Origin of the sequence: Plesiocystis pacifica SIR-1 (genome assembly GCF_000170895.1) — a bacterium.
In the GTDB taxonomy this organism is placed as follows: domain Bacteria; phylum Myxococcota_A; class Polyangia; order Nannocystales; family Nannocystaceae; genus Plesiocystis; species Plesiocystis pacifica.
In genome coordinates this window covers 62,185-89,137 of record NZ_ABCS01000031.1, presented here as the reverse complement: position 1 = coordinate 89,137, position 26,953 = coordinate 62,185, and the positions used below count along the sequence as shown (strand labels likewise).

Below are 26,953 nucleotides of genomic sequence, written 5' to 3'. Positions count from 1 at the left end.
CGACTGCTAGGGCCCCGCCGAGGGAAATCCAAGTGACGGACGTCGGGTGGACGCGTCGCGTTGGACCGCCCCCCGACGACTTTCAAGCGCGAAACTCGACGAGGCGCTCGACCGTCCCGCCAATGGGCTCGGGCGCGGGGATGTCCTGGTCGGGGCTCAAGAGCTCGAGGTCGAAGTCTCGCTCGAGACCCAAGACCACCCCCTTGGCGCGGTAGTCGATCCTCTGCGGTCGAGGAGCGGCGATCCGCGCACGCTGGAGGAAGGTCGCGAGGACAAGGCGCGTCGACTGACCCGCGAAGCCGGCCCCGACGCAGCGACGCACGCCGGCCCCGAAGGGGATGTAGTCGTAGGGCCCCAGACGCAGGCCGTCCCAGCGCTTCGGGTCGAAGCGGCGCGGGTTGGGGAAGACCTTGGGATCGCGGTGGGTGACCAGCGGGCTGAGGATGAAGGTCGCGCCAGCGGGGAGCTTGCGGCCGCCGAGCTCCGAGTCGGCCGAGCTCCGGCGGAAGAACAGGTTGGGCGTGGCCGGGAACAGGCGCAGGGTCTCCTGGATGATCCAACCGAGCTTGGGCATGCGCTCGATGTCCTCGAGCGTCGGCGGGGCGTCGCCGATCGCCTCTTTGACCTCCGCGGCGGCCTCGCGCTGGATCTCGGGGTGCGTCGCCAGCATCAGGCAAGCCCAGGTCAGCGTCATCGCCGAGGTGTCGTGGCTGGCGTTGAACAAGGTCGCCGCCTGGCCCACGAGCTCTCGATCGGTCATGTGCTCGCCGTCGTCGTCGGTCGCGTGGATCATCGCCGAGAGCACGTCGTCCTCCTTCGGCTCGGCCCGACGCGCGGTGATCAACCGCCGGAAGGCCCCGTCGACGCGCTCGCTGCAGGTCATGTACTCGCGGTAGGGGGTGCCCGGGAGCGAGAAGGGGAACAAGGCCGCGGCCGGAGAGAGCACCAGATCCATGATCCGGGCGGAGTCCGTGCACAGGGCGCGGGACTCTTCGAGCCCCAGGCCGAACAGGCAGCGCATCGCGATCTCCAGCGAGATGTCGGTCATGGCTTCGCGGGCCCGGAAGGCCCCCGGGACCCGCCACCTGCCGATCTGGCGGCCGGCGATCTCGACCATCTGCTCGCCGTAGGCCTGCAGCCGGGCCTTGGTGAACGCGGCCATCAAGACGCGCCGCTTGCTGCGGTGCAGGTCGCCGTTGATGACGAGGATGTTGTAGTCCAAGGTCGCGGCCGCGCTGTCGGCGGGCTTGCGGATCGGGCTCTCGATGAAGTTGGGGTAGAGCGCGGGGTTGCTGAGGATCTCGCGGTTGAACTCGGACCCAAACGCGCAGACCCAGCCCGGATCATCCTTGGACAGCGCCACGAGCTCGCCAAACTCTTCGCGAAGATCGAGCATGTTCTTGACCGGATCACCGAGGAAGCGCATCAAGCTGATCTTCCCGCCGAGCACCGGCATGGTGCGCGGTCCAGGGAGCGGGACCTTGGGCAGATCGAGGAACATCACCATGGGATTCAATCCTAACAGATCGCGGTGCTGAGGTAGGCCCGAGGGCGCGACCTCGCCGCAGGCTGCTAACGAGCGCTCCGGCTTTCCCGCGCTGCCACGCGCTCGATCAACGGGTTCATGGCGGCCCAGGCTCGCGCGCTCGCAACGACCCGGTCACACCAGCCACGAAAGAGCTCGAAGTGTACAGCTTCGGCTTTCGCCACACCTGCGAGACGCTGGCGCCACCCAAACACCGTGGCCAGGGTCTCGGCACGCCGGTCACATCAATGTCGAACGCGCCACCCCGCAACCTGGAGGAGCTCGCGCAGCGCCGCCGACGAGGTCAAGTGCATCGTGTCCCAAAGTGATCGCCCAAACACCGCACCGGGGAATGCACCGACCCGCTCGGGCGTGAGCTCGGCATGCGCTCGCCCTCGGCCCTGGCCGCTGCCACCCTCGCCTGTGCCCTCGTCGCAGCGGGCTGCGCGGACGGCTACGAAGCCGAGAGCATCCGCGGCGAGCTCGAGCTCGAGCTCGACGATCCCGCCCTCGAGTTCCGGGTCCAGCCCGAGCGCGCCGACCACACCCCGCCCCCGGCGCAGCCCATCGTCCCCCTACCCGTCCCCGACGCCTCGGAGGGCGAGGAGGGCTGGGGCCCGCGGACCTACGCGGCGCCCGAGGCCGGAGCGCCCCGCCTCGAGTTTGACGCCGACGGGCGGGCGGGGCCCTGCAAATTCGGAGTGCGCGCGCACGGGCTGCCGGCCATCGACCGCGAGGCTGAGCGCGTCGTCAACCTCGAGTACGAGAACGCCCAGGGCCCCTCGGACTACGACACCTCCCGGGCCACGCTGGTCTGGCGGGACTTCGACGACGGCGTGGTTCGCAGCGTCGAGCTCTACGACGGCGAGACCCTCGGCGAGACCCTCGACTACGCCCCCTGGGAGACCTGCGGGCGCCTGCGCAGGCAGCTGAACGCGCAGCTGCCCACGCTCAACGAAGCCCTCGCCAGCCAGCCCCTCGAGCCCATGCCCGCGCTGCCGGTGCAGCTCGCCTACCCCAACGCCGGCGAGCCCTCCCTGCCCGCTCGGGGCCACGAGCGGCCGGTGGAGCTGGTCTACCGCAGCGGCGATCTGGTCGCGCGCGTGCGCGGGCTCGAGATCCTCGCCCGCGCGCCGCACCCGAGCTGGCAAGGCCCACGGGACACGCTGGACGCCTACGACCCGAGCGTCGTCGGGGCTACGGCGACCGCGAGGCCGGGATCGCCGTGGTCCTGCGCAGCTACGAGACGGCCAGCTGCATGAGCGACACCCAGATCTACGCGGGCGTCACCCGCTTGCCGGCGGCGGCCTTCGACGCCATCGAGCTGCGCCGCGAGCTCGCCCGCGTCCCGAGCTGGGACTGAACCCCGCCCAATTGCAGCTCAGCTCAGCCGCAAGCGTCTTCCGTCGCGACGTAGAGCTCCCAGCGGTCGGTGCCGACCTCCGCGGTGTCGCAAAAGTCCGAGACCAGGAAGTCCTGCGCCCCGTCGCCGGTCAAGTCGACGAGCTGATAGCGGTACTGGCCCTCGCCGCAGCCCCAGTAGTCCGCCAGCAGCGTGTGCAGGTCATCCCCGGCGATCGGCGCGGGCAAGGTCCAGGTCGTCGGCTGGGCCGCGAAGCCCGAGCCCGTGTTCGCGTACACGTGCCACGTGTCCGTCCCCACGCCTGCTGTGTCGCAGTTGTCCGTCACCACGAAGTCCGGCGCCCCGTCCCCCGTGAGATCGAGGACTTGGTAGCGGTACTGGCCCTCCCCGCAGCCCCAGTAGTCCGCCAGCAGCGTGTGCAGGTCGTCCCCGGGGATCGGCGTCGGCAACGACCAGCTCGTCGGCTGCGCCGCGAAGCCCGAGCCCGTGTTCGCGTACACGTGCCACGTGTCCGTCCCCACGCCTGCTGTGTCGCAGTTGTCCGTCACCACGAAGTCCGGCGCCCCGTCCCCCGTGAGATCGAGGATTTGGTAGCGGTACTGGCCCTCCCCGCAGCCCCAATAGTCCGCCAGCAGCGTATGCAGGTCGTCCCCGGGGATCGGCGTCGGCAACGACCAGCTCGTCGGCTGCGCGGCGAAGCCCGAGCCCGTGTTCGCGTACACCTGCCAACTGTCCGTCCCCACCCCAGCGGCGTCGCAGTTGTCCGTCACCACGAAGTCCGGCGCCCCGTCCCCCGTGAGGTCGAGGAGCTGGTAACGGTACTGGCCCTCGCCGCAGCCCCAATAGTCCGCCAGCAGCGTGTGCAGGTCGTCCCCGGGGATCGGCGTCGGCAACGACCAGCTCGTCGGCTGCGCGGCGAAGCCCGAGCCCGTGTTCGCGTAGACGTGCCACGTGTCCGTGCCCACGCCGGCGGCGTCGCAGTTGTCCGTCACCACGAAGTCCGTCGCCCCGTCGCCCGTGAGGTCGAGGAGCTGGTAGCGGTACTGGCCCTCCCCGCAGCCCCAGTAGTCCGCCAGCAAGGTGTGCAGATCGTCGCCAGCGATGGGCGTCGGCAACGACCAGTTCGCGGGCTGGGAGGCGAAGCCCGAGCCCGTGTTCGCGTAGACGTGCCACGTGTCCGTGCCCACGCCGGCGGAGTCGCAGTTGTCCGTCACGAGGAAGTCCGTCGCCCCGTCGCCCGTGAGGTCGAGGAGCTGGTAGCGGTACTGGCCCTCCCCGCAGCCCCAGTAGTCCGCCAGCAAGGTGTGCAGATCGTCGCCAGCGATGGGCGTGGGCAGGGGCCAGCTCGTGGGCGTGGTCTCGAAGCTGCACGCCTCGACGGGCTCCTCTTCCCCCGTGGTCCCCTCCTCCCCGGTGGTCTCCTCTTCCCCCGTGGTCCCGTCTTCGCCTTCGCCCGTCGTCCCTGCCTCGCCGCCGTCCGTGGTCCCCGCCTCCCCTCCGCCGGTCGTCCCCCCATCGCTGTCTCCGCTCTCCCCAACCTCGTCGTCGCCGCCCTCGTCCCCAGCCGGGGCGCAGGCGATCATCGCGGGGAATAGGCAGCACAAAGCGAGCGAGGTGCGAATGTTCATGGGCCGGAGGGTAGTGCACCCGCCAATGTTGTCCCCCCATCACCGCGATGAGCGTACGCACGAGGCTCTTCCTCCACGTTTTGAATCAATTAGACGACCCATTCGCCAGGTCGAAATGGGGGCTTTCAATGATTGCAGTCCCAGTACCATCGTCGATTCACCAAGACCTTCGCTCCATCCGTCATGTCACCCGCGCGCGCTCTCGGTAGCGCGCGTCCGCGTACTCCCGCCCCGCCAATACCGAGCGCAGGTGCTCCACGGCCTCCCACAGGTCGACGAAGCGCAGGTAGGCCGGCGCGAAGCCAAAGCGCACGCCTTCGGGGCTGCGAAAGTCGGGGATGACCTCGCGGGCGATCAAGGCCTGGACGATCCCATAACCCTCGGGGTGGGTGAAGGTGACGTGCCCGCCCCGCTCGCCCGCGGCGGCCTCGACGGGCCCGAGCAAGGTCATGCCCGCGTCGGGGCAGCGGCTGTGGACCAGCTCGATGAAGGTCCGCGTCAGCTTCGACGCCTTCGCCTGCAGATCCACGGGCGAGACGTCGGCGAGCTGCTCGAGGGCGTCCTCGAGCACGGCCAGGCCGACGACTCCAGGGGTCCCGCACGCGAACCTTCGAATCCCCGGCGCCGGCTCGTAGTCAGCCCCGAACTCGAAAGGACGCGCGTGCCCCATCCAGCCAAACAAGGGCGAGCGCAGCGCGGCCTGGTGGCGCTCGGCGACGTAGAGGAAGGCCGGAGCCCCGGGGCCGCCGTTGAGGTACTTGTAGCCGCAACCCACGGCCATGTCCGCCCCGCTCGCGTCGAGGCGCACGTCGAGCAAGCCGGCGCTGTGGGCCAGATCCCACAGGGTCAGCGCCCCGACCTCGGCGGCCCGGCGGTTGATCCGAGCCATGTCGAGGCTGAGCCCGGTGCGGTAGTTGACGTGGCTGGCGAGGAGCACGGCGACGCTCTCGTCGAGGGCGTCGACGAGCTGCGCCCCAGGCACGACGCGCAGCTCGAGGCCCCGCGCGAGGGCAAACTCGACGCCCTGAGCGATGTAGTTGTCGGCCGGGAAGTTCTCGCCCTCGAGCAGCACCACGCCGCGCGGCGCCTGGTGGTTCAGCGCCGCGACGAGCAGCTTGAAGATGTTCGCGGTCGTCGAGTCCGTCACCAGCACCTGACCCTCGGCGGCGCCGATCAGCCGACCGAGGGCGTCGCCCACCCGCACCGGCGCGTCGATCCAGTCGGCCTGGGTCCAGCTGCGGATCAGCCCGCGCCCCCACTCCTCCTCGACCACCCGCCGCGCCGCCTCCGTCGCGGTGTTCGAGCGCGCGCCCAGGGAGTTCCCGTCGAGGTAGATGAGCCCCGGCGGCAGCGAGAAGCGGCCCCGCAAGCGGGCGAGCGGGTCGGCGGCGTCCATGGCTTCACACTGAGCGCGGGTGATGGGCACGGGGACACTGTAAGAGCTAAGCTGCGCCATGGACCAGGGATCCCACGCTGCGATTCGACGGGCCGAGGTGGTGCTCCCCGGGGCGCCGCTGGACGCGACGCTGCGCTTTTTCACCGACGCCCTGGGCTTTCGCGTCGACGCCGTGTTTCCGGCTGACGACCCGCGACAGGTCGTGATCTCGGGCCACGGCCTCCGCCTACGCCTCGACCGAGACCTCGACCCGAGGCCGTCCACTCTGCGCTTGGAGTGCCGAGACGATCTAGACGGCCGCGCCCGCGAGCCCATCGTTGCCCCCAACGCAACGGTGGTCGAGTTCGGCCTCGCCGAGGCGCCCCTCGAGGTCCCCGAGCACGCGACGCGACTCGAGCACACCCGCGCCGCGCTCGACGGGGCGCGGTGGGTCGAGGGCCGCGCGGGCATGCTCTACCGCGACCTCATCCCGTCCCGCTGCGGCGGTCGCTTCATCGCCTCGCACATCCGCATCCCCGAGGGCGGGCCGGTGCCCGACTACGTCCACTACCACCGGGTCGCCTTCCAGATGATCTACTGCCGCCGCGGGTGGGTGCGCGTCGTCTACGAAGACCAGGGGCCGCCCTTCGTGCTCGAGGCCGGGGACTGCGTGCTGCAGCCGCCCCAGATCCGCCACCGGGTCCTCGAGTGCTCCGACGGCCTCGAGGTCATCGAGCTCGGCTGCCCCGCCCTGCACGAGACCCTCGTCGACCACGCGCTGACCCTGCCCACCCAGGAACTTCGGCCCGAGCGCACCTTTGGGGGTCAGCTGTTCACGCGCCACCGCGCGAGCGAGGCGAGCTGGGAGCCCTGGACGACGCCTGGGTTCGCGGCGCGAGACCTCGGGATCCAGCGCGCGAGTCGGCGGGCCGCGGCCCACGTCCTGCGCCTGCGTCCCGAAGGCGGCGACGCGGCGCTGACCTTCCCCGACGCGTTCAGCTTCGCCTTCGTGCTCCGTGGCTCGCTGTCCTGGTCGACCTCCGCGAACGAGCGCCTCGTCCTCGCTGAAGGGGACGCCGCGACCTTCCCGGCGGGGCAGACCCTCCCGGGGCTCGAAGTCTCGCCCGATCTCGAGCTGCTCCTCGTCCGCGAGTGAGGGAGGAGTCGCGGTCAGCTCGCCACGGACCCGAGCCGCGCGCCCGCGAGCCGAGCCCCGGCGATGTTGGCCGCGAACGGCCCGAGGCTCAGGCACGCCGCGGCACCGACCACGTGGATCCGCGGGTGCCAGCGCAGGGCGTCGTCGAGCACGGGCGCCGCCCGAGGGCCGCGGGCGAGGCCGAAGCCCTGGGCGAGGTCGTCCAGGAGCGGCACCCCGTCAAAGTCGCGCTCGAAGCCCGTCGCCAGGCCGAGCCGGCGGCAGCGAAGCGTGTCGCCGCGGCCGAGCCAGAGCGCCCGCTCGCCGCCCAGCTCGCGCGCGCCGGTGACCTCGCCGCACACGACCCGCAAGCGCCCGCGTCGCTGCGCCCGGGCCAGGCGCGCCGCGACGCGGGGCGGGACGCTGCCGTGGCGAATCTCGCTGTCGAGGACGGCGGCCCGACCCGCGAGGGAGAAGCCCGCGAAGCGCCACGACCAGCGCGGACGAGACCAGCGCGAGGCCACGTCGAGCTCGGCGACCGGAGGCAGTCGGCGGCAGACCAGGGTCGTCGCCCCCGGCTTGGCTCGAGCCCAGCGCAGGGCCAGCTGCACCGCCGAGAGCCCGCCGCCCACGACGACCGCCGGTCCATCGGGGAGGCTCGAGTCGAAGCGAGGATCGAACACGTGCAGCGCGGACCCGCCGACGGCCTCGGCCCACGCCGGCGCGCGGATCGGCGCCTGGCCGAGGGCGAGGACGACCCGCCGGGCCCGGAGGCTGCCCCGCTCGCTCTCGACCCGCACCCCGCCCTCGACGAAATCGACGCGCTGCGCCACGCCCCGCTCGAGCAGCGCGTCGAGGCCAAAGCGCCCGCGGACCCACTCGACGTGGCGACGAAACAGCGCCACCGAGGGCGCCCGGCAAGGCCCGGCGAAGGTCCCGGGCTCGAGCTTGGGGAGGCTGTCGGCGAAGTGATGCAAGGACAGCTGATCGACGCCGATGTCCTGGTCGAGGGGCGAGCGCAGGTGGCTCATGGCCAGGTTCTCCGCGCGGCGGTCCCACTCGCAGAGCGGGCGCGGGTGCGGGTCGAGCATGCGCACCGTCGCCCCCCGCCGGCGCAAGCAGGCGGCGACGTGAAGCCCATGCACGCCGGCTCCGACGATCAACCAGTCGAGCATCGTCACGGAGACTGGGGTCTACAACCCCGCCATGGCGAAGGCAATCGCAATACGCCGGCAATGCAGTCCGGTCCAATCAGCATTCAAACAACTGTGCAAGCATGCATTTGCCGTCCGACCTCCCCAGCGCCCCAGTGTTGGGGCCGCAGGCGTGCGCAAGCCTCCGTGAGAGACGTCGAGATGAGCCCCACCGACAACCCCTTCTCCGCAGCAGGGCCCTGGGACCGCGTGTCCGAGGGCTACGTCGAGGCCACCAAGCCCTTCTTCTCCGCACCGATGGTCCGGGAGTCCGGGAGTCCGGGAGTTCGAGAGAGCCCGCGCAGCCCAGGGCGCCCGCGCAGCGAACGTCCGCGTGCGCCGGGGCGACGGACAGGCCCTGCCCTTCGCCGACGCCTGCTTCGACCGCGCCTGCTCCAACTTCGGGGTCATCTTCTTTCCCGACCCGGCCAGGGGCTTCGCCGAGCGCCACCGCGTCCTTCGCCCAGGCGGACGCGCTGCGGCGACCAGCTGGTACCCCCTCGACCAGTCCCCGGTGTTTCAGCTCCTCGTCGGATCCCTCCGCGCCGCGGGTGCCATGCCCAGCTCAAGCTTTCTCGAAGCGAAGCAGGCGAAAGCCCTGCGCGTGGGGCTCGAACCAAAACCGGTGGTTGCACCGGTCCCCGCTGTCGGTCTTGACGTACAAGCCCTCGGGCGTGGGCCGGACCCACAAGATCTCGGCGTCCGGCACCTCGGCGGTGATCTGCGGCTGGAGGATGGGGATCATCAGGGCGCTGAGCTGCTCTTCGCGCGCGTGCCAGACCGGCTCGGGGTGCGGCGGCGGGTAGCCCTCGGCCGCGACCTCGAGGGCAGCGACCAGGGCCTCGCGCTCACCCGGCAGCGCGGCACCGCGACCGACGGCCGCGACCCAGCGCAGCGCCAGCTCGACGCTGCGCTGGGCTCGATCGGCGTCGAGGGTCCCGTTGGCAAAGCGCAGCTCGACGGTCCCGAACTCGTACCAGGCCGCGAGGTTGATCCCGCTGCGGTGACCCTGGGGACGGCCGACGTGGCACAGCGCGTCCTCGCAGGGCGCGGCCAGCCACGCGTCGCGCTGCGCCCGGGTCACCGGAGGACAGAAGATCAGCCGGTGACTCGGGGTCTGGAACAGCTCGCGCAGAGCCGTCTGCGTGGTCAAGGCCGCGTCGAGGAGGGCTGGGAGCGCGTCGACCCCCCAGGGCTCGAGGCCGACGTGCACGTGGAAGCCGCAGCTCCAGTTGACCGAGGCACCGGCAGTTTCGATGCGCGCCATCATGGTTTCGATCTGCCCTCGCTGGGACCAGTCGACGGGCGGCGACTTGATCTCGCCGCCGCCGTAGCTCCCGTCGAGGGCACGCATGCGCTCTCGTGGGTCGACGGACCAACCATCGAGGCGCTCCACGGCCTCGGGGGCGATACCGACAAACTCGATCTCGACCCCGAAGCGGAGCGACCGCCAGTCGATGTCACGGGGCCACACGGGCCAGACTCGCACACTCCATCGCCAGCTTCGAGCGCATGCCCCTGCTCGCAATGCTCGGTGCTAGGGTCGAAGCATGGACGCTTCGATCCACGCGCGCCTCGACGCACGCCGCCGTCGTCTCGAGAGAGCCGTACTGGCCCTCTCCAGCACGGCGCTGATCAGCTGTGGCCCCGACCAGCCCAGCCCCGAGGAGGACACCGGCGTACTCACCGTCGGGGAGGAACAGGGCAGCGAAGACGAGATCGGCGACGAGGGCACGGACACCGATACGGAGACCGAGGCCGGCGAGCCCGTCGACTGCTCCGTGGCCATGGACGTCGCCAGAGAGGGCACCTGCAGCGACCTCCTGGGCTACTATTGGAAGACGGGAGGCTGCACGCCGCTGTACGGGTGCGCGTGCGAAGGTCCGGACTGCGGCGAGCTCTACCCCGACGCGGACAGCTGCCAGGCCGACTACGGCGACTGCGACGCGTGTGCGCCCTGCCCCGCGAGCTTGTCCTGCGTGGTCTACTGCAGCGGCCTGGGCTTCCTCGACGGCGTCGAATGTACGGACTCTCCGAGCTGCGAGGAGCCCTACTCCCCGGGTTCGTGCGAAGGTTCTCCGGGCGACCCGATCCCCGACGCGGACCTCTACTGCGCAGGCCTCGGCCGCGTCGTGGTCACGGGCGAGCTCGAGACCGACGCAGGCCCATCGAGTCCGAGGGAGCGAGCCGGCCGAGCCTGGGCCCGCGTCGCCGCGTGCGAGGCCGCTTCGGCGGAGGCCTTCGAGCTCCTCGCGCGCCAGCTCGAGCAGCTCGGCGCACCGACTCCGCTGCGCCGGCCACCCACCGAGTTCGCCGAGGACGAACGCCGCCACGCCCGAGCTGCCTGGGCCATCGCGCGGGCCCGCGGTGCCACCGAAGCGTCCCCGCTCCACCCCCAAGCCCCCGCCGAGGGCCTCGAGGCCCTGCTCGAGCAGACCATCGTCGCCGGGTGCATCGGCGAGACGCTGTCGGCCCTCGAGCTCGAGCACATGGCCGCCGCCTGCACCGACGCCCGCATTCGCGCGACCCTCGAGGCGATGGCCGCCGAAGAGGCAGCCCACGCCGAGCACGCCTGGATCCTGCTCACCTGGCTCCTCGAGCGCTGGCCGCGGCTGCGCGCCCAGGCCAGCGCTCACTTCGCCCGCCCCTGCGACACCGTTCGCCTGGGGTTGGAGCGGGCCATGCCCGAACACGGGCTCCTCGATGACGCGCGCAGGGACGAGCTGTGGGCGATCGGGCGCGAGCGCGTGGTTCGCCCCCTCGAAGCATGCGTATTGCGTCTCACACCCCGATCTGGGCGGCCCCGGAGCACCCCAATGGTTGAAGGAGCCCGCCCCACCTAGGAGCCTGGGCTGCTATCGTGGTGCATCCCGCAGCTCGCGCGGGTCTCCGCTCCCCATGGAAACCATCAAGCTCGACGACACCACCGATACTTCCGCCCTCGCCCAGCGCCTCGCCGCGACCCTCGAGGAGGGCGGCCTGGTGTGTCTGCCGTGCAACGGGAGCTATCGAATCGTCGCCGACTTGACCAATACCAGCGCCGTCCTCGACCTCATGGTCTCCAAGCAGCGCACCCGCAAGGCCCCCGCGCTGGTGTTCATCGACTCCCACGCCCGCCTCGAAGAGATCGACGCCGCCCTCCCCGAGCCCGCCCGCGTCCTCGCCGACGCCCTGTGGCCCAAGCCCCTGACGATCCGCGTGCAGCTCGGCGACGCCCTGCCCCGCAAGGTCAAAAAGGAGCTCGGCGGCAAGAAGGCCAAGGTCGGCGTGCGCGTGCCCGCCGACGCCCTCGCGCGCGCGACCGCGGCGGCCCTGGGTCGGCCCTTGCTGGTGTCCAGCGCCAACCGCCAAAAGAAGGCCGGCGAGAGCTCCCCCGCCCAGGTCCGCCGGAGCTTTGGCGCCCGCGTCGACATCTTCGTCGACGCCGGGGACATCCAAAAAAAGAGCGCGTCGACGGTCATCGACATCGTCGACGGGGCCCTGTCGATCGAGCGCCAGGGCACCGTGGAACACGCCGAGCTCGAGAGCTTGCTCGCCAGCCTCCCGAGCTGAGGGCGACGTCGAAGTCGCCGCCCCCACTGATGCCCAGGTCCTGGAATGAAGGCTGGGTCGAGACGCTGACGGAGATCGGGCGAACAAAAACCCGGGGGATCACAAAACAATCGCTTTGGCAGTATGGTCGGCCCGTGAGCGACGCCGCCAACAATCCCCTCCTTGGAGTCGAACCCACAGCCCACGAGCAAGTCTGGCGAGAGCTCGAAGCCCGCCTCGCCGGCGACGTGGACACGTCGACGGGCAAGGTCCTCGGCGGGGTCTACAAGACCGACGAGGAGACCGAGGCCCTCGCCGCCGACGTCTACCGCCGGGTGCTCGGGGCCAACGCCCTGTGGATCAACCTCTACCCCTCCATCGCCAGCATGGAGAAGGACATCGTCGGCGCCGTCGCCTCGCTGCTCGGCGGCGACGAGCAGGTCGTCGGCAACGTGACCAGCGGGGGCACCGAGAGCATCATGCTCGCGGTCAAGACCGCCCGGGACCACGCCCGCGAGACCAAGCCCAAGCTCGGAGTCCCCGAGATCGTCCTGCCGATCACCGCCCACCCCGCCTTCCACAAGGCCGCCCACTACCTGGGCATGCGCGTGCGGATGACCCCCGTGGACCCCGAGGGCTTCCGCGCCGACGTCGACGCCATGCGCGAGGCGATCACCGACGACACCGTGCTGCTCGTCGGCTCCGCCCCCAACTTCTCCCACGGGACCATCGACCCCATCGAGGCCATCGCCGCCCTGGCCAAAGAGCGCGGGCTCTCGTGCCACGTCGACGCCTGCGTGGGCGGGCTGATCCTGCCCTTCCAGCGGCGCATCGGCGAGGACCTGCCCGCCTTCGACTTCGCCCTGCCCGGGGTGACCACGATCTCCGCCGACCTGCACAAGTACGGCTACGCGCCCAAGAACGCCTCGGTGGTCCTCTACCGCAACCGCGAGCTGCGGCGTCACGCCTTCTTCGTGTGCTCGGGGACCACGGAGTACGCGGTCATCAACCCCACGGTGCAGAGCAGCCGGACGGGCGGGCCCGTGGCGGCCGCGTGGGCCCTCATCCGCGCCCTGGGCCTGCGGGGCTACGAAGCGCTCGCCCGCAAGATGATCGGGGGGACGCGCGAGGCGATCGCGGGCATCAACGCCATCGAGGGCCTGCGCGTGCTCGCCGATCCCGAGACGAGCATGTTCACCATCGCCGCCGACGAGCTCAACATCTTCGAGCTCGCGGACCTCATGGCCGACCGGGGCTGGGAGATGGTCCCGCAGTTCGCCGTCGGCGGCTCGCCGCCCAACCTCCACGTGGCCATGAGCCCGGGCAGCGTCCCGAAGGTGCCCGAGCTGATCGCCGATCTAGCAGCCTGCGCCGCCAAGCTCCGCGCCGACGGACCGTCCTTTGACGAGGCCAAGCTGACCGAGGCGGCCCAGGAAGTCGCCGATCAGCACCCTCTTCAAATCATGATGAAGCTGGCGCCCATGCTGGGCCTGACCGGGGGCATCCCCGATCGCCTCGGCCCGCTCAACACCCTCATGAACCTGCTCAGCGCCGAAAAACGCGACGCCCTGCTGACCATGTACATGAACGCGTCCTAATTTACCCCCACAGCCGCTGCGTACCGGGGACGCTTCGTCGCTCCGCTCCTCCGCTTTGGCTTGTCCTCAATGGTGTTCGTGCCTTCGAGTGGGCTTTGGGTCGCCCCCAAGGGGGGCGATTCGTTGCCGGCCTCCGCGAATCTTTGAGCTTCTGCGAGCAGCTAGCACTCAGAGGGTCGGCCAGAACGAGTCCTGTCCGCCCCGCTGTCTATTTTAGCCGTCACGGACGACGCCACGCCCTCCCTGCCCCACGTCCGCGACTCAGAGGGTCGGCCAAAACGAGTTCTGGCCAACCCTCTGACTATTTTAGCCGTCGTGGACGACGCCACGCCCTCCCTGCCCCACGTCCACGACTCAGGGACTGTCAAGATCGGGATAGGGGCGCCGGGTCTCCCCGGCGAGCCCCTCCCACACCACCTGGCATGCGGGTCCGCACCAGGCGGTTCGATGCTTGAGGTCACGAGGCCAGGGTCGGGACTCCCAGCCGTGCGAGATACGAGTTCGACAGGATGCGGTTCACCACGCCGTTCGAGTTCCACCACCACTTGCTCACGTGAGCCGCTACGGCTCGCGCCTGCAAGTCTCGGGCTCCCAGCCCCCGCAGTGCTCGATACGCCCGCCTCGGGGTCCGATATTGGTACAAGATCAGACACCGTATCCGGCGTCGGATCCACCCCTCGACGTCTCGGAGTCCTCGTCGGCTTTCTGTCAGCCCGAAGTACCTCCACCACCCCTGCAGGTAGCGTTGCAGCTGCCACACCACCTGCTCCACACGCCGTCCGCGACGCTTGTTCGTAAGCTCGCGGACGCGCTCCTTCATCCTTTCCATGGACTTGCTCGCCACCCCGATCTTCGTCTCGCCCTTCTTGTTGACCCACAGGTCAAACCCCAAGAAGGGCCGCTCGTAGACCCGGGCCACCGTGCTCTTCGACTCGTTGACTCGCAGCCGCAGCTTGGCGAAGCGCTTGATGAGCGCGCCCATCACCCGCTCCCCCGCTCGCTTCCCTCTGTGCCAACAAGGGTGAGACAGCGAAGCCCCCGAGATTAGTGTAGAGGGCGAGAACCAGCCAGCCGATGACTCAGACAACCAAACCACGCCAGACTCAGCCCGAAGTACAGGTGGTGGCAAAACCAAAGCGGCGGCGCTTCACGGCCAAGTACAAGCGCCGGATCCTCGAGCAAGCCGATGCCTGCACCAAGCCTGGTGAGGTCAGCGCGCTGCTGCGTCGTGAGGGCTTGTACTCGTCGCACCTGTCGAGTTGGAGGCAAGCCCGCGAGCTCGGTGAACTCGCGGCCCTCGAGCCGAAAAAGCGCGGGCCCAAGCCGAAGACCGACCCCCGCGATAAAAAGATCGCCGAGCTCGAGAAGCAGCTCGCCAAGGAGCGCGCCCGCCGTGAGCGCGCCGAGGCCCTCGTCGAGGTCCAAAAAAAATTGGCATCGATGCTCGAGGAACTCGGCAAGGACGAGGAGCCATGATCGACATCGTCAACCGGGTCGCCCCCGAGCTCGGCGTCGAGTCGACATGCGCCGCTCTCGGCCTGTCTCGTGCGACCTACTACCGCAAGCGCTACGGGGAGCTCCACGGACCCAAGCGGCCGCGCCCGAAGCCCTCGCGCGCGCTGTCGGGACAAGAGCGCCAGGCGGTGCTCGATACCCTCCACGAACAACGCTTCGTCGACCAAGCCCCTGCTGAGGTCTACGGGCGGCTGCTCGACGAAGGCAAGCACCTGTGCTCGGTCCGCACCATGTACCGGATCTTGACCGACAACGACGAAGTCCGCGAACGCAGAACCAGCGCGTGCATCCCCCCAACGCCACCCCGCGGCTGTGCGCGAGGGCGCCAAACCAGGTGTGGACCTGGGACATCACCAAGCTGCTCGGCCCGCGCAAGTGGACCTACTTCTACCTCTACGTCGTCCTCGACCTCTTCAGTCGCTACGTCGTCGGCTGGCTCATCGCCGAGGCCGAGTCGGCAGGTCTGGCCCAGCGGCTCATCACCGAGACCTGCGCTCGGCAGCAGATCGAGCCGAAGGTGCTCACGCTGCACCAAGATCGCGGCTCGCCGATGACCTCCAAGACCTTCGCGCAGACCTGCGCCGACCTAGGCGTGACCAAGAGCTTCTCGAGGCCACGGGTCTCGAACGACAACCCCTTCTCCGAGTCCCACTTCAAGACGCTGAAGTACCGACCCGAGTACCCCGGGCGCTTCGATGACCTCGCCGCTGCCGAGAGCCACTGCCGCGACTTCTTCAGCTGGTACAACCACGAACATCTCCACAGCGGCCTGGGGCTGATGACCCCCCACGACATCCACCATGGCCTCGCTGAGGAGCGGCAGGAGGCCCGTGCCCGAGCGCTCGCCGCTGCATTCGCAGCGCATCCCGAGCGCTTCCCAAACGGACCCCCAACACCGCCCTCGCTGCCGACCGAGATCTGGATCAACCAGCCCTCGAACAAGACCATCGATACCCACGCGAGTCCCGCAGCGGGACACTAAACCCAACCCGAAGCTGTCTCATTTTCATTGACACCTTCCGCTTCGACCGCACGAGCACCCGGAGGTCGTCCGCGTAGCGGACAAACGCGTGGCCGCGTCGCTCGAGCTCCTTGTCCACCTCGTCGAGGTACACGTTCGCAAGTAGAGGCGACAGCGGTCCGCCTTGCGGCGTCCCTCGCCTCTGCTCCACCTTCACCCCATTGACCATCACGCCGGCCGAGAGGTAGCGGCGGAGCGTCCTGAGCAGTCGACGATCCTCGAAGCGTTTGGCTAGCCGCCCCATCAGCATGTCGTGGTTGACCCGGTCGAAAAATTTCTCCAGGTCGATGTCCACGACCCACACTCGCCCTTCGGTCACGTAGTCCCGCATCTGCGAGACCGCGTCGTGGGCCGAGCGGCCCGGCCGAAAGCCGTAGCTGTGGTCGCTGAAGGTTGGATCCAGCCGCGGCTGGAGGACTTGCAGGATCGCCTGCTGGATCACACGGTCGCCCACCGTCGGGATGCCGAGCTCGCGCTCGCCTCCCCCGCGCTTGGGGATCTGCACCCTTCGCACCGGCTTGGGTTCGTAGCTGCCCGCGAGCAGCTGCTCGCGGATCCCAGGCCACTGCTCGCGCATCCACCTGGGCAGCTCTTCGACCGTCATCCCGTCGATACCAGGACTTCCACGGTTTTGCCTGACTCGTTTCGCCGCGCGCTCGAGGTTGCGGTGGTCGACCACCTCTTCCATGAGCGCGCGCGTGCCTGGGCCCTCGTTTCCGGTCCTCGCCGACGAGGCCTCCTCGCTCCCCTCGGGCGTCCCGGATCCACCGGTGGCCCACAGGGGGAGCTCCATTTGTTTGGACGTCTGAGGCATGGTCTCGTCGAGATTCTCGGGCGTCGTGCCCTCGCTATCGTTCGGTCCTTGTGGCGCCCTTCGACACCTTTCGTGACCTCTGCTGACTTCTCGCTCCGCGTGCGTGACCACGTGGCCCTTTCAGGCCCCTAGAGCGAGAGCTCCCCGGGTAAGGACACCGGCCTTCCCAGCGCGATCGCCGGATGCACGTGACGCCGTGTTCGGCCACGAAGAGCTTCGCGTTCACTCGCACGCTCGCCCTCGGCGCCCCGCCTCTGATCCGGTTTCTGTGCGTCGACCCGCTGGTTCGTTTCACGCTTCTTTCAGACCCTCAGTCGCCCTCGGGCCCTTGCGCTTCCCTTTCTTCGTTCGTGGCTCCTTGGAGGAGGACTTTCACCTCCAGGTCGGTGTCCATGCCGAGCACACGAATCCACGCCCCCGCTCGCGGGGGCGACCAAATGCCCTCTAAAAGGCACGAACCCCATTGCCCCACGACCACAGCGGAGGAGCGGACAGCGACGAAGCGCCCCCGGTCCCGAGACGACCGCGGGGGCAAAACGGAACTCAGCGGGTCTCGAAGTCTGCGCCGCTGCGGTTGACGACGACGAGCGAGCTCGGCGGGTGCTCGGCCAAAAAGCGTGCCTGGGGCGCGAGCGCTCGTCGGGCCTCGAGGGGCGCGCGCGAGGCGAGGATGAAGCTGGCCCAGTCGCCGTCCTCGCCGGGGCCCTGGTCCACGGCGAGGTTGGCCACGCGGGGCTCGAGCTCGGGGAAGCTCTCGCCCACGGCCGCGAGGATCGGCCAAAAGTCTGGGGCGTCGACGCTGACCTGCACCGAGACCGGGGCCTCTCGAGTACACCGCGCGGCGATCTGCGCGTAGAGGGGCGCCTCGAACAAGGGCGCGTAGCGTTCGTGGGCCGGCGCCGGGAAGTCGCAGATGACCACGTCGAACAGCCCGCCGGGCTCGCGCGTACCCCCCAGGCTCGGGTCGGCCACGAAGGCGAGGGCGTCGGCGTGGATCAGCTCGACGCGCGGGTCGTGGAGCGAGCCCTCGCTGAGCTCGACGAGCTCCGGGACCTCGAGGGCCATGCTCGTGACCTGCGGGTCGTAGTCGACCAGGACCACGGCCTCGACGCCCGGATAGCGCAGGACGTTGCGGGCCACGAGCCCGTCCCCGCCCCCGAGGATCAGCACGCGCCGGGTGCTCGCCGCGGCGATCATCGCCGGGTCGACGAGCACCTCGTGGAACACGTGCTCGTCGCGGCTGATGAACTGCCAGTAGTCGTCGATGGTCAGCGAGATCGAACCATCGGGTTCGCGCCACAGGATGACCTCGAGGGGACCTCCGGTGGCGCGGTGGATGACTTGATCGCGTTCGCTCATGGGCGAGCGCCCTATCGCACGAAAACCCGAGCCTGGCGAGCTAGCAAGCTGCTGAAATTCGCCGCGCGTCGTCAGGTGCGTCGCTGCGCGTCGAGGCCAAGGAGCGAAACTCCAGATGTCTTCGATGGGGCGGGCGATGGTGCTTCGTGCGCGAGCTGAGCCGCCGGGGCCGCGGCCTCATCGAAGGTCGGCGACCCGCGGCTGCGGTCGGTGGCCCTCGATGAGCTCTCGATCGCGCTCGAGCACGGCCCGCATCCACTTCGTGAACGCCCGCACCCGCGCCGTCCCGCGCAGCTGCGGGTGGGTCAGCACCCAGACCCACGGACCGTCGGCCATGAAGTAGTCGCCGACCCGGCGCAGGCCCGGATCCGCGTCCCCGATCAGACAAGGCAAGAAGGCCAGCCCCACATCGTCCTCGTCCACGGCGTGCCGACCCAGGCCTACCTGTGGCGCAACATGATCCCCACCCTCGCCGAGCACGGCCGCGTCATCGTCCCCGACATGATCAACTTCGGGCTGTCGGACAAGACCGAGCCGCTGACCCCCGAGGCCCACGCCGAGAACCTCGCCGAGCTCGTCGCCGGCCTCGAGCTCGAGAACGTGACCTTCGTGCTCCAAGACTGGGGCGTGCCCTTTGGCTTCGCCGCCGCGCGCATGGACCCCGAGCGCGCCGGCGCCTTCGTATTCTTCGAAGGGCCCGCCCTGCCCCTCCCCAGCCTCGACATCGTGCCGGACTTCATGTTCGACAGCCTCATCGACCCGGCCACCGCCTACCCGGCGATCATCGACGACAACTGGTTCATCGAGTGCTTCCTGCTCGACCCCGAGTGCGTCGGCAGCAACACCCGGGACTGGACCGACGCCGAGCGGGCGGTCTACCGCGCCCCCTTGGTGGACCCGGCGAGCCGCGAGCAGCTGGCCCTCATGCCCCAGCACCTGCCCTTCGTCGACACCACCGGTCACCCCGCCCTCGACCCCGACGGCCCGGGGGGCGACCCGGCCCAGCCCTCGCCGTCCATCGAGATGGTCTCGGCCAACGCGGCCTACATGATGGGCTCCGAGCCGCCCAAAAGCGTCACCCAGGCACCGCCCAGATGACGGGTGATGGCCCCGGCATCCGCCAGCGGGTAGAACGGCGGCGAGGAAACCATGGACCCCGAGCTCGTGTTCTCCATCGTCAACGCCCTGCCCATGCCGATCTGGCTGACCTGGATGTTCGCGCCGCGGTCCAAGCTCGCGCGCTACTTCGCCGACGCCCTGTGGCCGTGGCTGATCCTCGCCGCCTGCTACCTCGCGCTGCTCGGCTACGCCCTGTCCCTGCCCGGCAACGGCGGCAACTTCTCGAGCCTCGCGGGCGTCATGCAGGGCTTCACCAACGAGTGGGCCGCCCTCGCCGGCTGGACCCACTACCTGTGCTTCGACCTCTTCGTCGCCCGCTGGATGATCCGCGACGCGCCCGAGGCCGGCTACAAGCTCAGCCCCATCCTGGTGCTCACCTTGATGTTCGGCCCCGTGGGTCTGTTGGTCTACGCCGCGCTGCGGGGCTGGCTGACCAAGGGCGCCGAGCCCGAGCCCGAGCCCGAGCCAAGCTAGCCCTGCGCCTTCTTGCACCGGAACAGGGTGTGGTAGCCCATGGTTCCGAGGTCCGCGTCGAGCACCAGCCCGGCCTGCTCGAGGCAGGCCTGCATGCGCTCGGAGTGGTACATCTTGCTGTTCCCGTTGGCGATCGCCGTGAAGTAGAGCGAGGTGTTGATGACCGCGTAGCGGGCGGCCTCGTAGTCTTGGCGGTCCCAGTAGGTCTCGAGGATGTACAGGCGCGTGTCGGCGTCCATGACCCGCGCCGCGCACTCGAGGATGTGGACGATCTCGGCCTCGGAGAAGCAGTCGAGGAACTGGCTCATCCAGATCACGTCGTGGCCCCCGGGCAGCGCGACCTCGGGGTCGAGCATGTTGGCGGCGACGAACTCGACCCGCGACGCGACCCCGGCCTCGCGCAGGTTCGCCTTGGCGAGCTCGAGCTGCCGGGGCAAGTCCACGATGGTGATCTCGACCTTGGGGTCGTGGCCACAGCAGGCCAGAGCGAACTTGCCCGTGTTGCCGCCGACGTCGAGGACCCGCGCGGGCTCGCTGGCGAACACCTTGGGCAGCACGCCCTCGAACACGCCGTCGGAGTAGTAGTGGTCGAAGGCCAGCCAGCTGTCGCGCACGTGCGTCGGCAGCTGCGTCAGCCCCTCGTAGACCGTCGCCCAGTCGCCGTGCTCGCGCAGCCCCGCCGGCTTGCCCTCGGCGAGGGCCTCCTCGAAGTGGAACATGGACCGGTAGCACACGTCGTGCACGAAGTTCATGTTGACCTCGGTCATCGGGTCGCGGAGCACGAAGTAGCCCACGCGCGTGATCACGTAGCGATCGCCCTCGAGCTGCACGAGCTCCGCGGCGAGCCCGGCCTCGAGCAAGATCCGAGCGGCGTAGAGCGAGATGTCCACGGCCTCGGCGAGCTCCTCCACGCTCGCTCCGTCGAGCTCGCGTTTGTAGAGGAAGGCCAGCGCGCCACAGCGACGCAGCACCCGCGTGGCCTGGAACATCATGGGACCGAAGGCGAGGCGCTGGGCGGCGAAGCGGGCCTCGAGGTTCGAGCGGTCGTCGGGGAAGCGGCGTTTCATGACCGAGCAGCGCGGGCGAGCTCGGAGCGGTCCGTCTCACCCTCGCGCTGAATCTAGCCCATCGTCCCCCAACCCGATAGTCGGGCCCCACTCGGGGCCTCGGAGCCTTCGTGGGAGCTCTCTAACGCCCATCCTCGACTGAAGGGTGGCACTCTAACGCTCGGCTATCGGCGCGGTAGCTTCCCGCGCTAGCGTGGTTCCATGCCATGGACCCTGCGACGCTCGCCCCGGCTCTGCGCCGGCCTGCCTTTGCTCTTGCTCACCGCCTGTCCCGGCGGCGGCGGCGAGGATGCGGCCGGGGACGAGGTCGGTGAAAGCGGTGACAGCGAAGACACCGAAGGATCCGAGTCCGAGTCCGAGTCCGAGTCCGGTTCCAGCTCCAGCTCGGACTCCGAGTCCGACACCGACACCGACACCAGCTCCGAGACGGCCACCGACACCGAGTCCAGCTCCGAGACCGACACCGAGTCCGAGTCCAGCACCGAGACCGACACCGACACCGACACCGAGTCCGGCTCCGAGACCGACACCGGCACCGACACCGACACGCCCTTCGAGTGCGACCCCGTCGAGCCCCCCGTCCCCCCCGTCGACTGCGCCGACGCGGGCATCTTGCTCACCGACGAGTTCGCCCCCTTCTACGAGTGCTTCGACCTCGGCAGCCTGCCCACCGTGCCCAGCAACTGGGGCGGGCTCACGGTCAAGATCGACGACCCCAACGTGCTGCTCATCGGCGGCTCGGCCAACACCGCCAACGGCCAGCTCTACTCCGTCGAGATCACCCGCGACGAGGGCTGCCACGTGACGGGCTGGGCGGGCACGCCGATCGAGCCCTTCGCCGAGGCCGCGTTCAACGACGGCGGGGTGACCTACGGCCCGGACGACGTGCTGTTCCTGGCGCGCTGGCCCAACAACGAGCTCGGGCAGCAGGCCCTCGGCAGCGTGACCACGGACAAGATCATCGATCTCGACACCTTCATGATCACGCCCTCGCCCGGCGGCCTCAACTTCGTGCCCCCGGGCTTCGCCGGCGAGGGTCAGCTCAAGCTGGTCAGCTGGTCCGGCGGCGAGTGGTACACCCTCGAGCTCGCCCCCGACGGCAACGGCCTGTTCGACATCGTCTCGGCCACCCTCGAGACCCAGATCGTCGGCGGCCCCGAGGGCTTCGTGCACATCGGCGCCGACAACCCGGGCTTCCCCGTCGACGGCCTGCTCGTCTCGGAGTACTCCGCCGGCACCCTCGCGGCCTACGACGCCGACGACAACGGCGACCCCGTGGTCGACAGCCGCCGCGACTTCGTGACCGGCCTGACCGGAGCCGAGGGCGCATACCTCGACGCGCTCAGCGGCGACTTCCTGTTCACGACCTTCGGGGGCGGGAACCGGCTCATCGCCATCCGCGGCTTCACGCCCAACCCGCAGTGAGCTCGACATCGCCACGCCTCAGTGTGGAATAGACACCATGGCGGTTCGCTCCCGCGTCCATCAGGTGTTCCGTGTCCCCCGCGTGCTGCTGCCCGTGATCCACCCCATCGGCCACGCCGAGGCGATCTCCGCGGTCGATGTCTGCGTCGCGGCCGGCGTGCGCGGGGTCTTCCTCATCGATCAGGGCATGCGCGTCGAGGAGGTCCTCGCCCTCGCCGTCGAGGTCCACGCCCGCCACCCCGGCCTGTGGGTCGGCCTCAACCTCCTCGCCCTCGATCCCGTCGAGGCCCTGCGCGGGGCCCTCGAGCGCTGCGCGGGGCGCCTCGACGGGCTGTGGTCCGACGACGCCCACGTCCACGAGGGCTCGCGCGAACAGCCTCGGGCCCAGGCCTTCGTCGACGCCCGCCGCGAGCTCGACTGGGACGGCCTCTACTTCGGCGGCGTCGCCTTCAAGTATCGACGCCCAGTCCCCGACGAGCAGCTCGCCGAGGCCGCTCGGGTCGCGGCCGGCTACATGGACGTCGTGTGCACGAGCGGCGCGGGCACGGGCATCGCGGCCCACCGCGACAAGCTCGCGCGCATGCGCCAGGGCCTCGCGGGCAGGGACGGAGCCGCCCTCGCGCTGGCCTCCGGGGTGACCCTCGACAACGTGGCCGACTACCTCGACTTCACCGACGCCTTCCTGGTCGGCACGGGCATCGAGCGCGAGTTCGGCGTGCTCGATCCCGATCGAGTCGCGCGCTTGCAAGCCCGCATCGACGCCGGCTGAAGGCTCAGACCGAGTCCTCGACTCCGTCCACGGGCGCCCGCCACAACAGGCGCTGCTCGGTCACCTGCTCGTAGCGCTCGGTGTACTGCGGGTGGATGGTGCCCATCATCCGATCCCACCACGTGAAGTAGACGCCAAAGTTGTAGGCCCCGTTCTCGTGGTGCATGTCGTGGAACACGGCCGTGCCCAGGAACTTGGTGACGGGGTTGCGGGCGATCCAGCGCGGCAGGACCTCGAAGCCCAGGTGCACGTAGGCCTCGAGGAAGGTGAACCAAAACACGAAGATCCACAGCATCACCCGGTTGACCGGGAACACGAGCAGCACGAGCGGGAGGTAGAGCCCCAGGACGAAGCCCTCGATCGCGCTGAAGGCGTACCCGGCCAGGGGAGAGGGCTGCTTGGACCGGTGGTGCAGCTCGTGGGTGAATCGATAGACATTGCTGTGGTGCATCCCGCGGTGGGTCCAATAAAACCAGGTGTCGGCGCCGATGACGAACAGGACGAAACTGAGCGCAATCATCGCGGGGCTCGTCGCCGATGGGTCGGTAATGAGCTTCATGTGACCGCTGAGGTACAGCGGCGTGGAAAGGACACTCGGTAGCAGAAAAAAGATGATTCCCAGCAGAGAGTTCCGGAACTCGCTGAGCAGAGTGCGCCGCTCGGGGTTCTGGCGCTGAATCCGCCGGTGCGCAAAACGCTCCTTGAACACCACCCAGAACAGCACAAAGGCCCCGCCGCAGACCACGAGGTAGCGCGTCCACGATCGGCCGAGGAAGAAGGCACCGTTGGTGAGGGCTTCGGTCACGAGGTTTGCAGAGTCCATGTCGACGCTGCCGATTTTACATCACACTTCCTCAAAAGTCTCGATGCCATTTCAGCATACGGATTTCGCAGTATCAACATAAGCCGCAATTTAAAAACGCACTACACTGCGAGCACTCGTCCCCGACGTGCGCGCCTGGGACGAATGGAGTTCACGCCGCCATGTCCACATCCTTGATGACCATCCTTCAGCGCAGCCAGCTCACCGCCATTCAGACGGCGGGGCACCTGGTCCGCCTGGTTCGACAGCTAGAGACCCGCTCCCTCGCCGCGGGCGAGCGCTTGTGCACGGTCGGGGACGACGGCGACGCAGCCTACCTGCTGACCCTCGGGACCCTCGAGATCCGAGCGGCCGACGGCACCCTGCTCGACACGGAGGGGCCCGGCGCGCTGGTCGGGGAGCAGGCCCTGATGCCGGGGGGGAGCGGCAAACGCAACGCGACGCTCGTCGCCCAGACCGACTGTCGCGTGCTCGTGGTCGATCGGAGCACCTTCCTGAAGCTGCTCGAGCAGCGCCGCGCGGCCCTCGAGGCGCTGTCCGCCGCCCGGACGCGCAACCGCCTGGGGCGCACCCTGGCTCCGCTCCGGGCGCTGCTCGCCGTGAGCGAGGAGCGCTCCTGGGAGGATGGGGAGTTCGCGTTCCGCGAGGGCGCGGCCGCGGACGGGCTCTACCTCGTGCTCGCCGGCCAGGCCCACGTGGTCCTGTCTCAGCAGGGCGAGCCGGTCCACGTCGCGACCCTCTACCCAGGCCAGTGCTTCGGCGAGGCCGGGGTGCTCAACGACGCGCCGCGCAACGCCTCGGTCGTCGGCCAACACCACCTCCGCGCCGCCTTCGTGCCCGCGGAACGGGTCCGGGCCCTCCGCGCCGCCGACCCCTCCCTCGAGGCCTTCCTGCGCAGCTTGATCCGCAGCCGCGAGCTGCCGCACCTGGGCCTGGCCAGCCAGCACACCGTCGTCGAGGACGGCGAGGTCTGCATCCAGACCACCTTCGCGCTCCACGACGGCCGCGAGCTCGTCGCCCTGCGCCGCCCCGACGGGCGCTACGCCTTGCGTCAGACCGGCAGCGAGGTCCACGAGACCGTGCACATCGCCGCCGCGACCCCGGTCCACCTCGACGCCGAGGGCCGCATCGTCGGCTTCGAGGACGACGGCCACTACGAGGACGTCGGCGGCCTCCAGACCCTGGCCCTGGACGGCAGCCCGCTCTCGCTCTCGCAGCGGCGCTTGCTCAAGAAGGCGGCCAAGGCCACGGCCAAGCTCGCCCCGGACAAGGTCATGTGCCGCTGCCTCAACGTCGATCGCCAGACCCTGGTCGGCTGCATCGCGGGCGGCGTCGACACCCTCGAGTCGCTCCAGGAGGCGACGGGCTGCGGCACGGGCTGCGGCGGGTGCATCCGACGGATCATGCCCATGCTCGACGGCCAGGAGGATGCCGTCGTGCCGCTGGTTCGCCTCGGCCCGCCCGAACAGGGCGGCGGCCGGGCGGGCTTCATGGGCTGGCTGCGCGGCGCCCTCGGAGGCTGACTCGCCGGGCTGACTTGCCGGGCTGACTTGCCGTTTGGGTCGTCCCCGCATACAAGCGCCCGATGAGCGACCAGGCCTTGCTCGAGCGCTGCCGCGACCGCGGCTTCACCCCCGGGGCCCGCGACGTCGCGCGCCTACTCGAGCTGTGGCGCGCGCTTCGACGCGAGCCCGCGCAGGCCAAGGTCGTCGCGGCGGCCCTGTGCCGCGGAGACGGCGGGGTCGCGCGCAAGCTCGAGCAGAGCTTCGCCCAGGCAGAGGGCGCCGAGCGAGCCCTCCGCCTGCGGAGCCTCGCGCGCATCGCCGGGCGCGTCCCGGTGGCGGGCCTGCCGGAGCTGCTCGACGCGAGCCTCGAGGACCCCGAGCCCCGGGTCGTCCGCGAGGCCGTGCGCGCCGTGGGCAAGCTCGGCGAGGCGCTCCCCGGCGACTACGAGGACGCCCTGCTCCGCGTCGCCCGAGAGGCGGCGCTCCCCGAGCAGCGCGCGGCCGTCGAGGCCCTCGGGCGCATCGGCGGTGAGGCCTCGCTCGAGCTCCTCGACGCCCTCAGAGACAACCCCGACCCGGAGCTGCAGCGCCGCGCAGGCCGGGCCCGGACCCTGCTCGAGCGCCGCCAGGCCAGCGCGCTGCCGAGCCCCCTCGCGCTCGCGCCGACCCTCGAACACCCCGCCGAGGTTCGCCTGCGCTGCCGCGGCGCGGGCCGGCTCGTGGCCGAGGAGGCCCGCGCGCTGCTGTCGGAGGGCTGGCTCGAGCGCGTGCAGGTCCTCGGCGAGCAGGCGGTCCACCTGCGCGGGCAGGGCTCTCCCGCCGAGCTCCAGCGCCTGCGCACGCCCCTGGACTGGGGCCTCGTCTTCCCCCTCCCCCCGGGCGGCGAGCTCGGAGAGCGCGTCGTCGCGGGCGTCGAGGCCCCCGCCCTCGCGCGGACCCTCCAGGCCCTCACCGACGGCCCGGTGCGCTTTCGCCTGAGCTTCGTCGGCGGCGGCCACCGGCGCGCGCTCGTGTGGCGAGTCGCCCAGACCCTCGACGCCCGGGCCGCGGCCTTGCGCAACGACTCCCGCGGGGTGAGCTGGACCGTCGAGGTCGACGAGGCCCGCGGGCGCCTGGTCTGCCTCCCGCGCGAGCGCGGCGATCGCTTCGCCTACCGCGTCGCCTCGCTCCCGGCCTCCTCCCACCCCACCCTCGCCGCGCTCATGGCCCGGGTCGCCGCGCCGCGCTCGGGCGAGCGCGTCTGGGACCCCTTTTGCGGCTGCGCGGCCGAGCTCATCGAGTGCGAGCGCCTCGCTCCTGGCCTGCGCCTGCGCGGCACGGACCGCAGCCCCGAGGCCATCGCCGCCGCCCGGGCCAACGTCGCCGCCGCTGGCCTCGAGGGCGCCGACCTGAGCCTGACGCAGGCCGACGTCTACGCCGGCAGCCCCGGACCCGAGGGCGCCGAGGTGATCCTCACCAACCCGCCCATGGGTCGCCGCACCGCCCTCGGAGCCGACGGCCTGCACGCCAGCCTCGCGCGCTTCGTCGACCACGCCGCGCGGGTCCTCGCCCCCGGCGGGCGCCTGGTCTGGGTCACACCCTCGGCCCGCGCGACGGCCAAGGCCGGTCGCTCGGCCGGGCTCCGCGTCGAGGACCACGGCTGGATCGACATGAGCGGCATGCAGGTGACGCTGCAGGTCCTCCGCCGACGCTGACCTTGGAGCGCTTGCCCTCG

Annotated in this window: 22 protein-coding genes and 2 pseudogenes; 13 read left to right on the top strand and 11 right to left on the bottom strand. The window is 70.2% G+C overall.

Annotated elements, in window-relative coordinates; genetic code table 11:
* Nucleotides 1-82: 82 nt before the first annotated feature.
* Nucleotides 83-1,507 carry a cytochrome P450 gene (locus tag PPSIR1_RS17765; protein ID WP_006972493.1) on the bottom strand — a complete coding sequence of 475 codons (1,425 nt, stop codon included), beginning with the start codon at nucleotides 1,505-1,507 and terminating at the stop codon, nucleotides 83-85.
* A gap of 401 nt (nucleotides 1,508-1,908) precedes the next feature.
* Here PPSIR1_RS17765 and PPSIR1_RS17760 point away from each other — a divergent pair, with 401 nt between their 5' ends.
* Nucleotides 1,909-2,787 carry a hypothetical protein gene (locus PPSIR1_RS17760; protein WP_006972492.1) on the top strand — a complete coding sequence of 293 codons (879 nt, stop codon included), beginning with the start codon at nucleotides 1,909-1,911 and terminating at the stop codon, nucleotides 2,785-2,787.
* A 124-nt stretch (nucleotides 2,788-2,911) separates the two neighbouring features.
* Here PPSIR1_RS17760 and PPSIR1_RS17755 read toward each other — a convergent pair whose 3' ends face one another.
* Both PPSIR1_RS17755 and kynU read right to left on the bottom strand, forming a co-directional pair.
* Nucleotides 2,912-4,516 (bottom strand): hypothetical protein, encoded by a 1,605-nt coding sequence (locus tag PPSIR1_RS17755; RefSeq protein WP_006972490.1) that lies wholly within the window; start codon nucleotides 4,514-4,516, stop codon nucleotides 2,912-2,914.
* A 181-nt stretch (nucleotides 4,517-4,697) separates the two neighbouring features.
* The gene (gene kynU, locus PPSIR1_RS17750; RefSeq protein WP_006972489.1) at nucleotides 4,698-5,912 is read right to left on the bottom strand and encodes a kynureninase; all 1,215 of its coding nucleotides are present in this window, start codon (nucleotides 5,910-5,912) and stop codon (nucleotides 4,698-4,700) included.
* A 58-nt stretch (nucleotides 5,913-5,970) separates the two neighbouring features.
* Between kynU and PPSIR1_RS17745 the strand changes: the two genes are divergently transcribed.
* The gene (locus PPSIR1_RS17745; RefSeq protein WP_045116221.1) at nucleotides 5,971-7,047 is read left to right on the top strand and encodes a cupin domain-containing protein; all 1,077 of its coding nucleotides are present in this window, start codon (nucleotides 5,971-5,973) and stop codon (nucleotides 7,045-7,047) included.
* A 14-nt stretch (nucleotides 7,048-7,061) separates the two neighbouring features.
* Here the strand turns inward: PPSIR1_RS17745 and PPSIR1_RS17740 are convergent, their stop codons facing one another.
* On the bottom strand, nucleotides 7,062-8,201 hold the full coding sequence (locus tag PPSIR1_RS17740; protein WP_045116220.1) for an FAD-dependent oxidoreductase: 1,140 nt from the start codon (nucleotides 8,199-8,201) through the stop codon (nucleotides 7,062-7,064).
* A 319-nt stretch (nucleotides 8,202-8,520) separates the two neighbouring features.
* Here PPSIR1_RS17740 and PPSIR1_RS51275 point away from each other — a divergent pair.
* Nucleotides 8,521-8,688 (top strand): annotated as a pseudogene (locus PPSIR1_RS51275) (class I SAM-dependent methyltransferase); the annotation flags it as partial.
* A gap of 96 nt (nucleotides 8,689-8,784) precedes the next feature.
* Here PPSIR1_RS51275 and PPSIR1_RS17735 read toward each other — a convergent pair.
* Nucleotides 8,785-9,693 (bottom strand): amidoligase family protein, encoded by a 909-nt coding sequence (locus PPSIR1_RS17735; protein WP_006972486.1) that lies wholly within the window; start codon nucleotides 9,691-9,693, stop codon nucleotides 8,785-8,787.
* A 76-nt stretch (nucleotides 9,694-9,769) separates the two neighbouring features.
* Here PPSIR1_RS17735 and PPSIR1_RS47990 point away from each other — a divergent pair, with 76 nt between their 5' ends.
* The 3 genes from PPSIR1_RS47990 (at nucleotide 9,770) to PPSIR1_RS17720 (ending at nucleotide 13,348) form a co-directional block, all read left to right on the top strand.
* Nucleotides 9,770-11,062, top strand: a complete 1,293-nt coding sequence (locus PPSIR1_RS47990) for a hypothetical protein (RefSeq protein ID WP_006972485.1) — start codon at nucleotides 9,770-9,772, stop codon at nucleotides 11,060-11,062.
* Between the two features lie 55 nt (nucleotides 11,063-11,117).
* Nucleotides 11,118-11,771, top strand: a complete 654-nt coding sequence (locus tag PPSIR1_RS17725) for an L-threonylcarbamoyladenylate synthase (RefSeq protein WP_006972484.1) — start codon at nucleotides 11,118-11,120, stop codon at nucleotides 11,769-11,771.
* 134 nt (nucleotides 11,772-11,905) lie between these two features.
* Nucleotides 11,906-13,348, top strand: coding sequence for a pyridoxal phosphate-dependent decarboxylase family protein (locus tag PPSIR1_RS17720; RefSeq protein WP_006972483.1), 1,443 nt, complete (start codon nucleotides 11,906-11,908; stop codon nucleotides 13,346-13,348).
* Nucleotides 13,349-13,805: 457 nt separating this feature from the next.
* Here the strand turns inward: PPSIR1_RS17720 and PPSIR1_RS17715 are convergent, their stop codons facing one another.
* Nucleotides 13,806-14,330: a group II intron maturase-specific domain-containing protein gene (locus PPSIR1_RS17715; protein ID WP_232296500.1), complete on the bottom strand. Its 525-nt coding sequence runs from the start codon at nucleotides 14,328-14,330 to the stop codon at nucleotides 13,806-13,808.
* A gap of 92 nt (nucleotides 14,331-14,422) precedes the next feature.
* Here PPSIR1_RS17715 and PPSIR1_RS17705 point away from each other — a divergent pair.
* Nucleotides 14,423-15,845 (top strand): annotated as a pseudogene (locus PPSIR1_RS17705) (IS3 family transposase).
* On the opposite strand, the gene ltrA reads toward PPSIR1_RS17705, so the two are convergent.
* The 3 genes from ltrA to PPSIR1_RS47985 all read right to left on the bottom strand — a co-directional run bounded on the left by ltrA (nucleotide 15,787) and on the right by PPSIR1_RS47985 (nucleotide 18,480).
* Nucleotides 15,787-16,677, bottom strand: a complete 891-nt coding sequence (ltrA, locus tag PPSIR1_RS17700) for a group II intron reverse transcriptase/maturase (protein ID WP_006972480.1) — start codon at nucleotides 16,675-16,677, stop codon at nucleotides 15,787-15,789. The pseudogene PPSIR1_RS17705 and the gene ltrA sit on opposite strands and share 59 nt — an antisense overlap.
* Nucleotides 16,678-17,241: 564 nt before the next feature.
* Nucleotides 17,242-18,057 (bottom strand): spermine/spermidine synthase domain-containing protein, encoded by an 816-nt coding sequence (locus tag PPSIR1_RS17695; RefSeq protein WP_006972479.1) that lies wholly within the window; start codon nucleotides 18,055-18,057, stop codon nucleotides 17,242-17,244.
* A 177-nt stretch (nucleotides 18,058-18,234) separates the two neighbouring features.
* The gene (locus PPSIR1_RS47985; protein ID WP_006972478.1) at nucleotides 18,235-18,480 is read right to left on the bottom strand and encodes a hypothetical protein; all 246 of its coding nucleotides are present in this window, start codon (nucleotides 18,478-18,480) and stop codon (nucleotides 18,235-18,237) included.
* 3 nt (nucleotides 18,481-18,483) lie between these two features.
* On the opposite strand from PPSIR1_RS47985, the gene PPSIR1_RS17685 reads away from it, so the two are divergent.
* Nucleotides 18,484-19,155, top strand: a complete 672-nt coding sequence (locus PPSIR1_RS17685) for an alpha/beta fold hydrolase (protein WP_006972477.1) — start codon at nucleotides 18,484-18,486, stop codon at nucleotides 19,153-19,155.
* A gap of 51 nt (nucleotides 19,156-19,206) precedes the next feature.
* Entirely contained in the window at nucleotides 19,207-19,650 is a 444-nt protein-coding gene (locus tag PPSIR1_RS17680) for an ABA4-like family protein (RefSeq protein WP_006972476.1), read from the top strand.
* On the opposite strand, the gene PPSIR1_RS17675 is transcribed toward PPSIR1_RS17680, so the two are convergent.
* Nucleotides 19,647-20,717, bottom strand: coding sequence for a methyltransferase (locus tag PPSIR1_RS17675; protein ID WP_006972475.1), 1,071 nt, complete (start codon nucleotides 20,715-20,717; stop codon nucleotides 19,647-19,649). The two genes, PPSIR1_RS17680 and PPSIR1_RS17675, sit on opposite strands and share 4 nt — an antisense overlap.
* A 201-nt stretch (nucleotides 20,718-20,918) precedes the next feature.
* On the opposite strand from PPSIR1_RS17675, the gene PPSIR1_RS47980 reads away from it, so the two are divergent.
* Together PPSIR1_RS47980 and PPSIR1_RS17665 are read left to right on the top strand one after the other, a co-directional pair.
* Nucleotides 20,919-22,142, top strand: a complete 1,224-nt coding sequence (locus PPSIR1_RS47980) for a hypothetical protein (RefSeq protein WP_157595665.1) — start codon at nucleotides 20,919-20,921, stop codon at nucleotides 22,140-22,142.
* 37 nt (nucleotides 22,143-22,179) lie between these two features.
* A complete protein-coding gene (locus tag PPSIR1_RS17665; RefSeq protein ID WP_006972473.1) occupies nucleotides 22,180-22,911 on the top strand; it encodes a BtpA/SgcQ family protein in 732 nt (243 codons plus the stop codon).
* 4 nt (nucleotides 22,912-22,915) lie between these two features.
* Here PPSIR1_RS17665 and PPSIR1_RS47975 read toward each other — a convergent pair whose 3' ends face one another.
* The gene (locus PPSIR1_RS47975; protein WP_157595664.1) at nucleotides 22,916-23,431 is read right to left on the bottom strand and encodes a sterol desaturase family protein; all 516 of its coding nucleotides are present in this window, start codon (nucleotides 23,429-23,431) and stop codon (nucleotides 22,916-22,918) included.
* 479 nt (nucleotides 23,432-23,910) lie between these two features.
* Between PPSIR1_RS47975 and PPSIR1_RS17655 the strand changes: the two genes are divergently transcribed.
* The gene (locus PPSIR1_RS17655; protein ID WP_006972471.1) at nucleotides 23,911-25,257 is read left to right on the top strand and encodes a cyclic nucleotide-binding domain-containing protein; all 1,347 of its coding nucleotides are present in this window, start codon (nucleotides 23,911-23,913) and stop codon (nucleotides 25,255-25,257) included.
* A 62-nt stretch (nucleotides 25,258-25,319) separates the two neighbouring features.
* Nucleotides 25,320-26,933 (top strand): methyltransferase, encoded by a 1,614-nt coding sequence (locus tag PPSIR1_RS43045; RefSeq protein WP_006972470.1) that lies wholly within the window; start codon nucleotides 25,320-25,322, stop codon nucleotides 26,931-26,933.
* Nucleotides 26,934-26,953 lie beyond the last annotated feature (20 nt).

What these genes read in the sequence shown, in the direction of transcription:
- PPSIR1_RS47975 (WP_157595664.1), bottom strand. Translation starts at nt 23,431, where the DNA reads ATGATTGCGCTCAGTTTCGTCCTGTTCGTCATCGGCGCCGACACCTGG.
- PPSIR1_RS17675 (WP_006972475.1), bottom strand. Translation starts at nt 20,717, where the DNA reads ATGAAACGCCGCTTCCCCGACGACCGCTCGAACCTCGAGGCCCGCTTC.
- PPSIR1_RS17745 (WP_045116221.1), top strand. Translation starts at nt 5,971, where the DNA reads ATGGACCAGGGATCCCACGCTGCGATTCGACGGGCCGAGGTGGTGCTC.
- PPSIR1_RS47980 (WP_157595665.1), top strand. Translation starts at nt 20,919, where the DNA reads ATGCCATGGACCCTGCGACGCTCGCCCCGGCTCTGCGCCGGCCTGCCT.
- PPSIR1_RS17665 (WP_006972473.1), top strand. Translation starts at nt 22,180, where the DNA reads ATGGCGGTTCGCTCCCGCGTCCATCAGGTGTTCCGTGTCCCCCGCGTG.
- PPSIR1_RS17680 (WP_006972476.1), top strand. Translation starts at nt 19,207, where the DNA reads ATGGACCCCGAGCTCGTGTTCTCCATCGTCAACGCCCTGCCCATGCCG.
- PPSIR1_RS17715 (WP_232296500.1), bottom strand. Translation starts at nt 14,330, where the DNA reads ATGGGCGCGCTCATCAAGCGCTTCGCCAAGCTGCGGCTGCGAGTCAAC.
- PPSIR1_RS17755 (WP_006972490.1), bottom strand. Translation starts at nt 4,516, where the DNA reads ATGAACATTCGCACCTCGCTCGCTTTGTGCTGCCTATTCCCCGCGATG.
- PPSIR1_RS17740 (WP_045116220.1), bottom strand. Translation starts at nt 8,201, where the DNA reads ATGCTCGACTGGTTGATCGTCGGAGCCGGCGTGCATGGGCTTCACGTC.
- kynU (WP_006972489.1), bottom strand. Translation starts at nt 5,912, where the DNA reads ATGGACGCCGCCGACCCGCTCGCCCGCTTGCGGGGCCGCTTCTCGCTG.
- ltrA (WP_006972480.1), bottom strand. Translation starts at nt 16,677, where the DNA reads ATGGAGCTCCCCCTGTGGGCCACCGGTGGATCCGGGACGCCCGAGGGG.
- PPSIR1_RS47990 (WP_006972485.1), top strand. Translation starts at nt 9,770, where the DNA reads ATGGACGCTTCGATCCACGCGCGCCTCGACGCACGCCGCCGTCGTCTC.
- PPSIR1_RS17760 (WP_006972492.1), top strand. Translation starts at nt 1,909, where the DNA reads ATGCGCTCGCCCTCGGCCCTGGCCGCTGCCACCCTCGCCTGTGCCCTC.
- PPSIR1_RS17655 (WP_006972471.1), top strand. Translation starts at nt 23,911, where the DNA reads ATGACCATCCTTCAGCGCAGCCAGCTCACCGCCATTCAGACGGCGGGG.
- PPSIR1_RS17765 (WP_006972493.1), bottom strand. Translation starts at nt 1,507, where the DNA reads ATGGTGATGTTCCTCGATCTGCCCAAGGTCCCGCTCCCTGGACCGCGC.
- PPSIR1_RS43045 (WP_006972470.1), top strand. Translation starts at nt 25,320, where the DNA reads ATGAGCGACCAGGCCTTGCTCGAGCGCTGCCGCGACCGCGGCTTCACC.
- PPSIR1_RS17695 (WP_006972479.1), bottom strand. Translation starts at nt 18,057, where the DNA reads ATGAGCGAACGCGATCAAGTCATCCACCGCGCCACCGGAGGTCCCCTC.
- PPSIR1_RS17725 (WP_006972484.1), top strand. Translation starts at nt 11,118, where the DNA reads ATGGAAACCATCAAGCTCGACGACACCACCGATACTTCCGCCCTCGCC.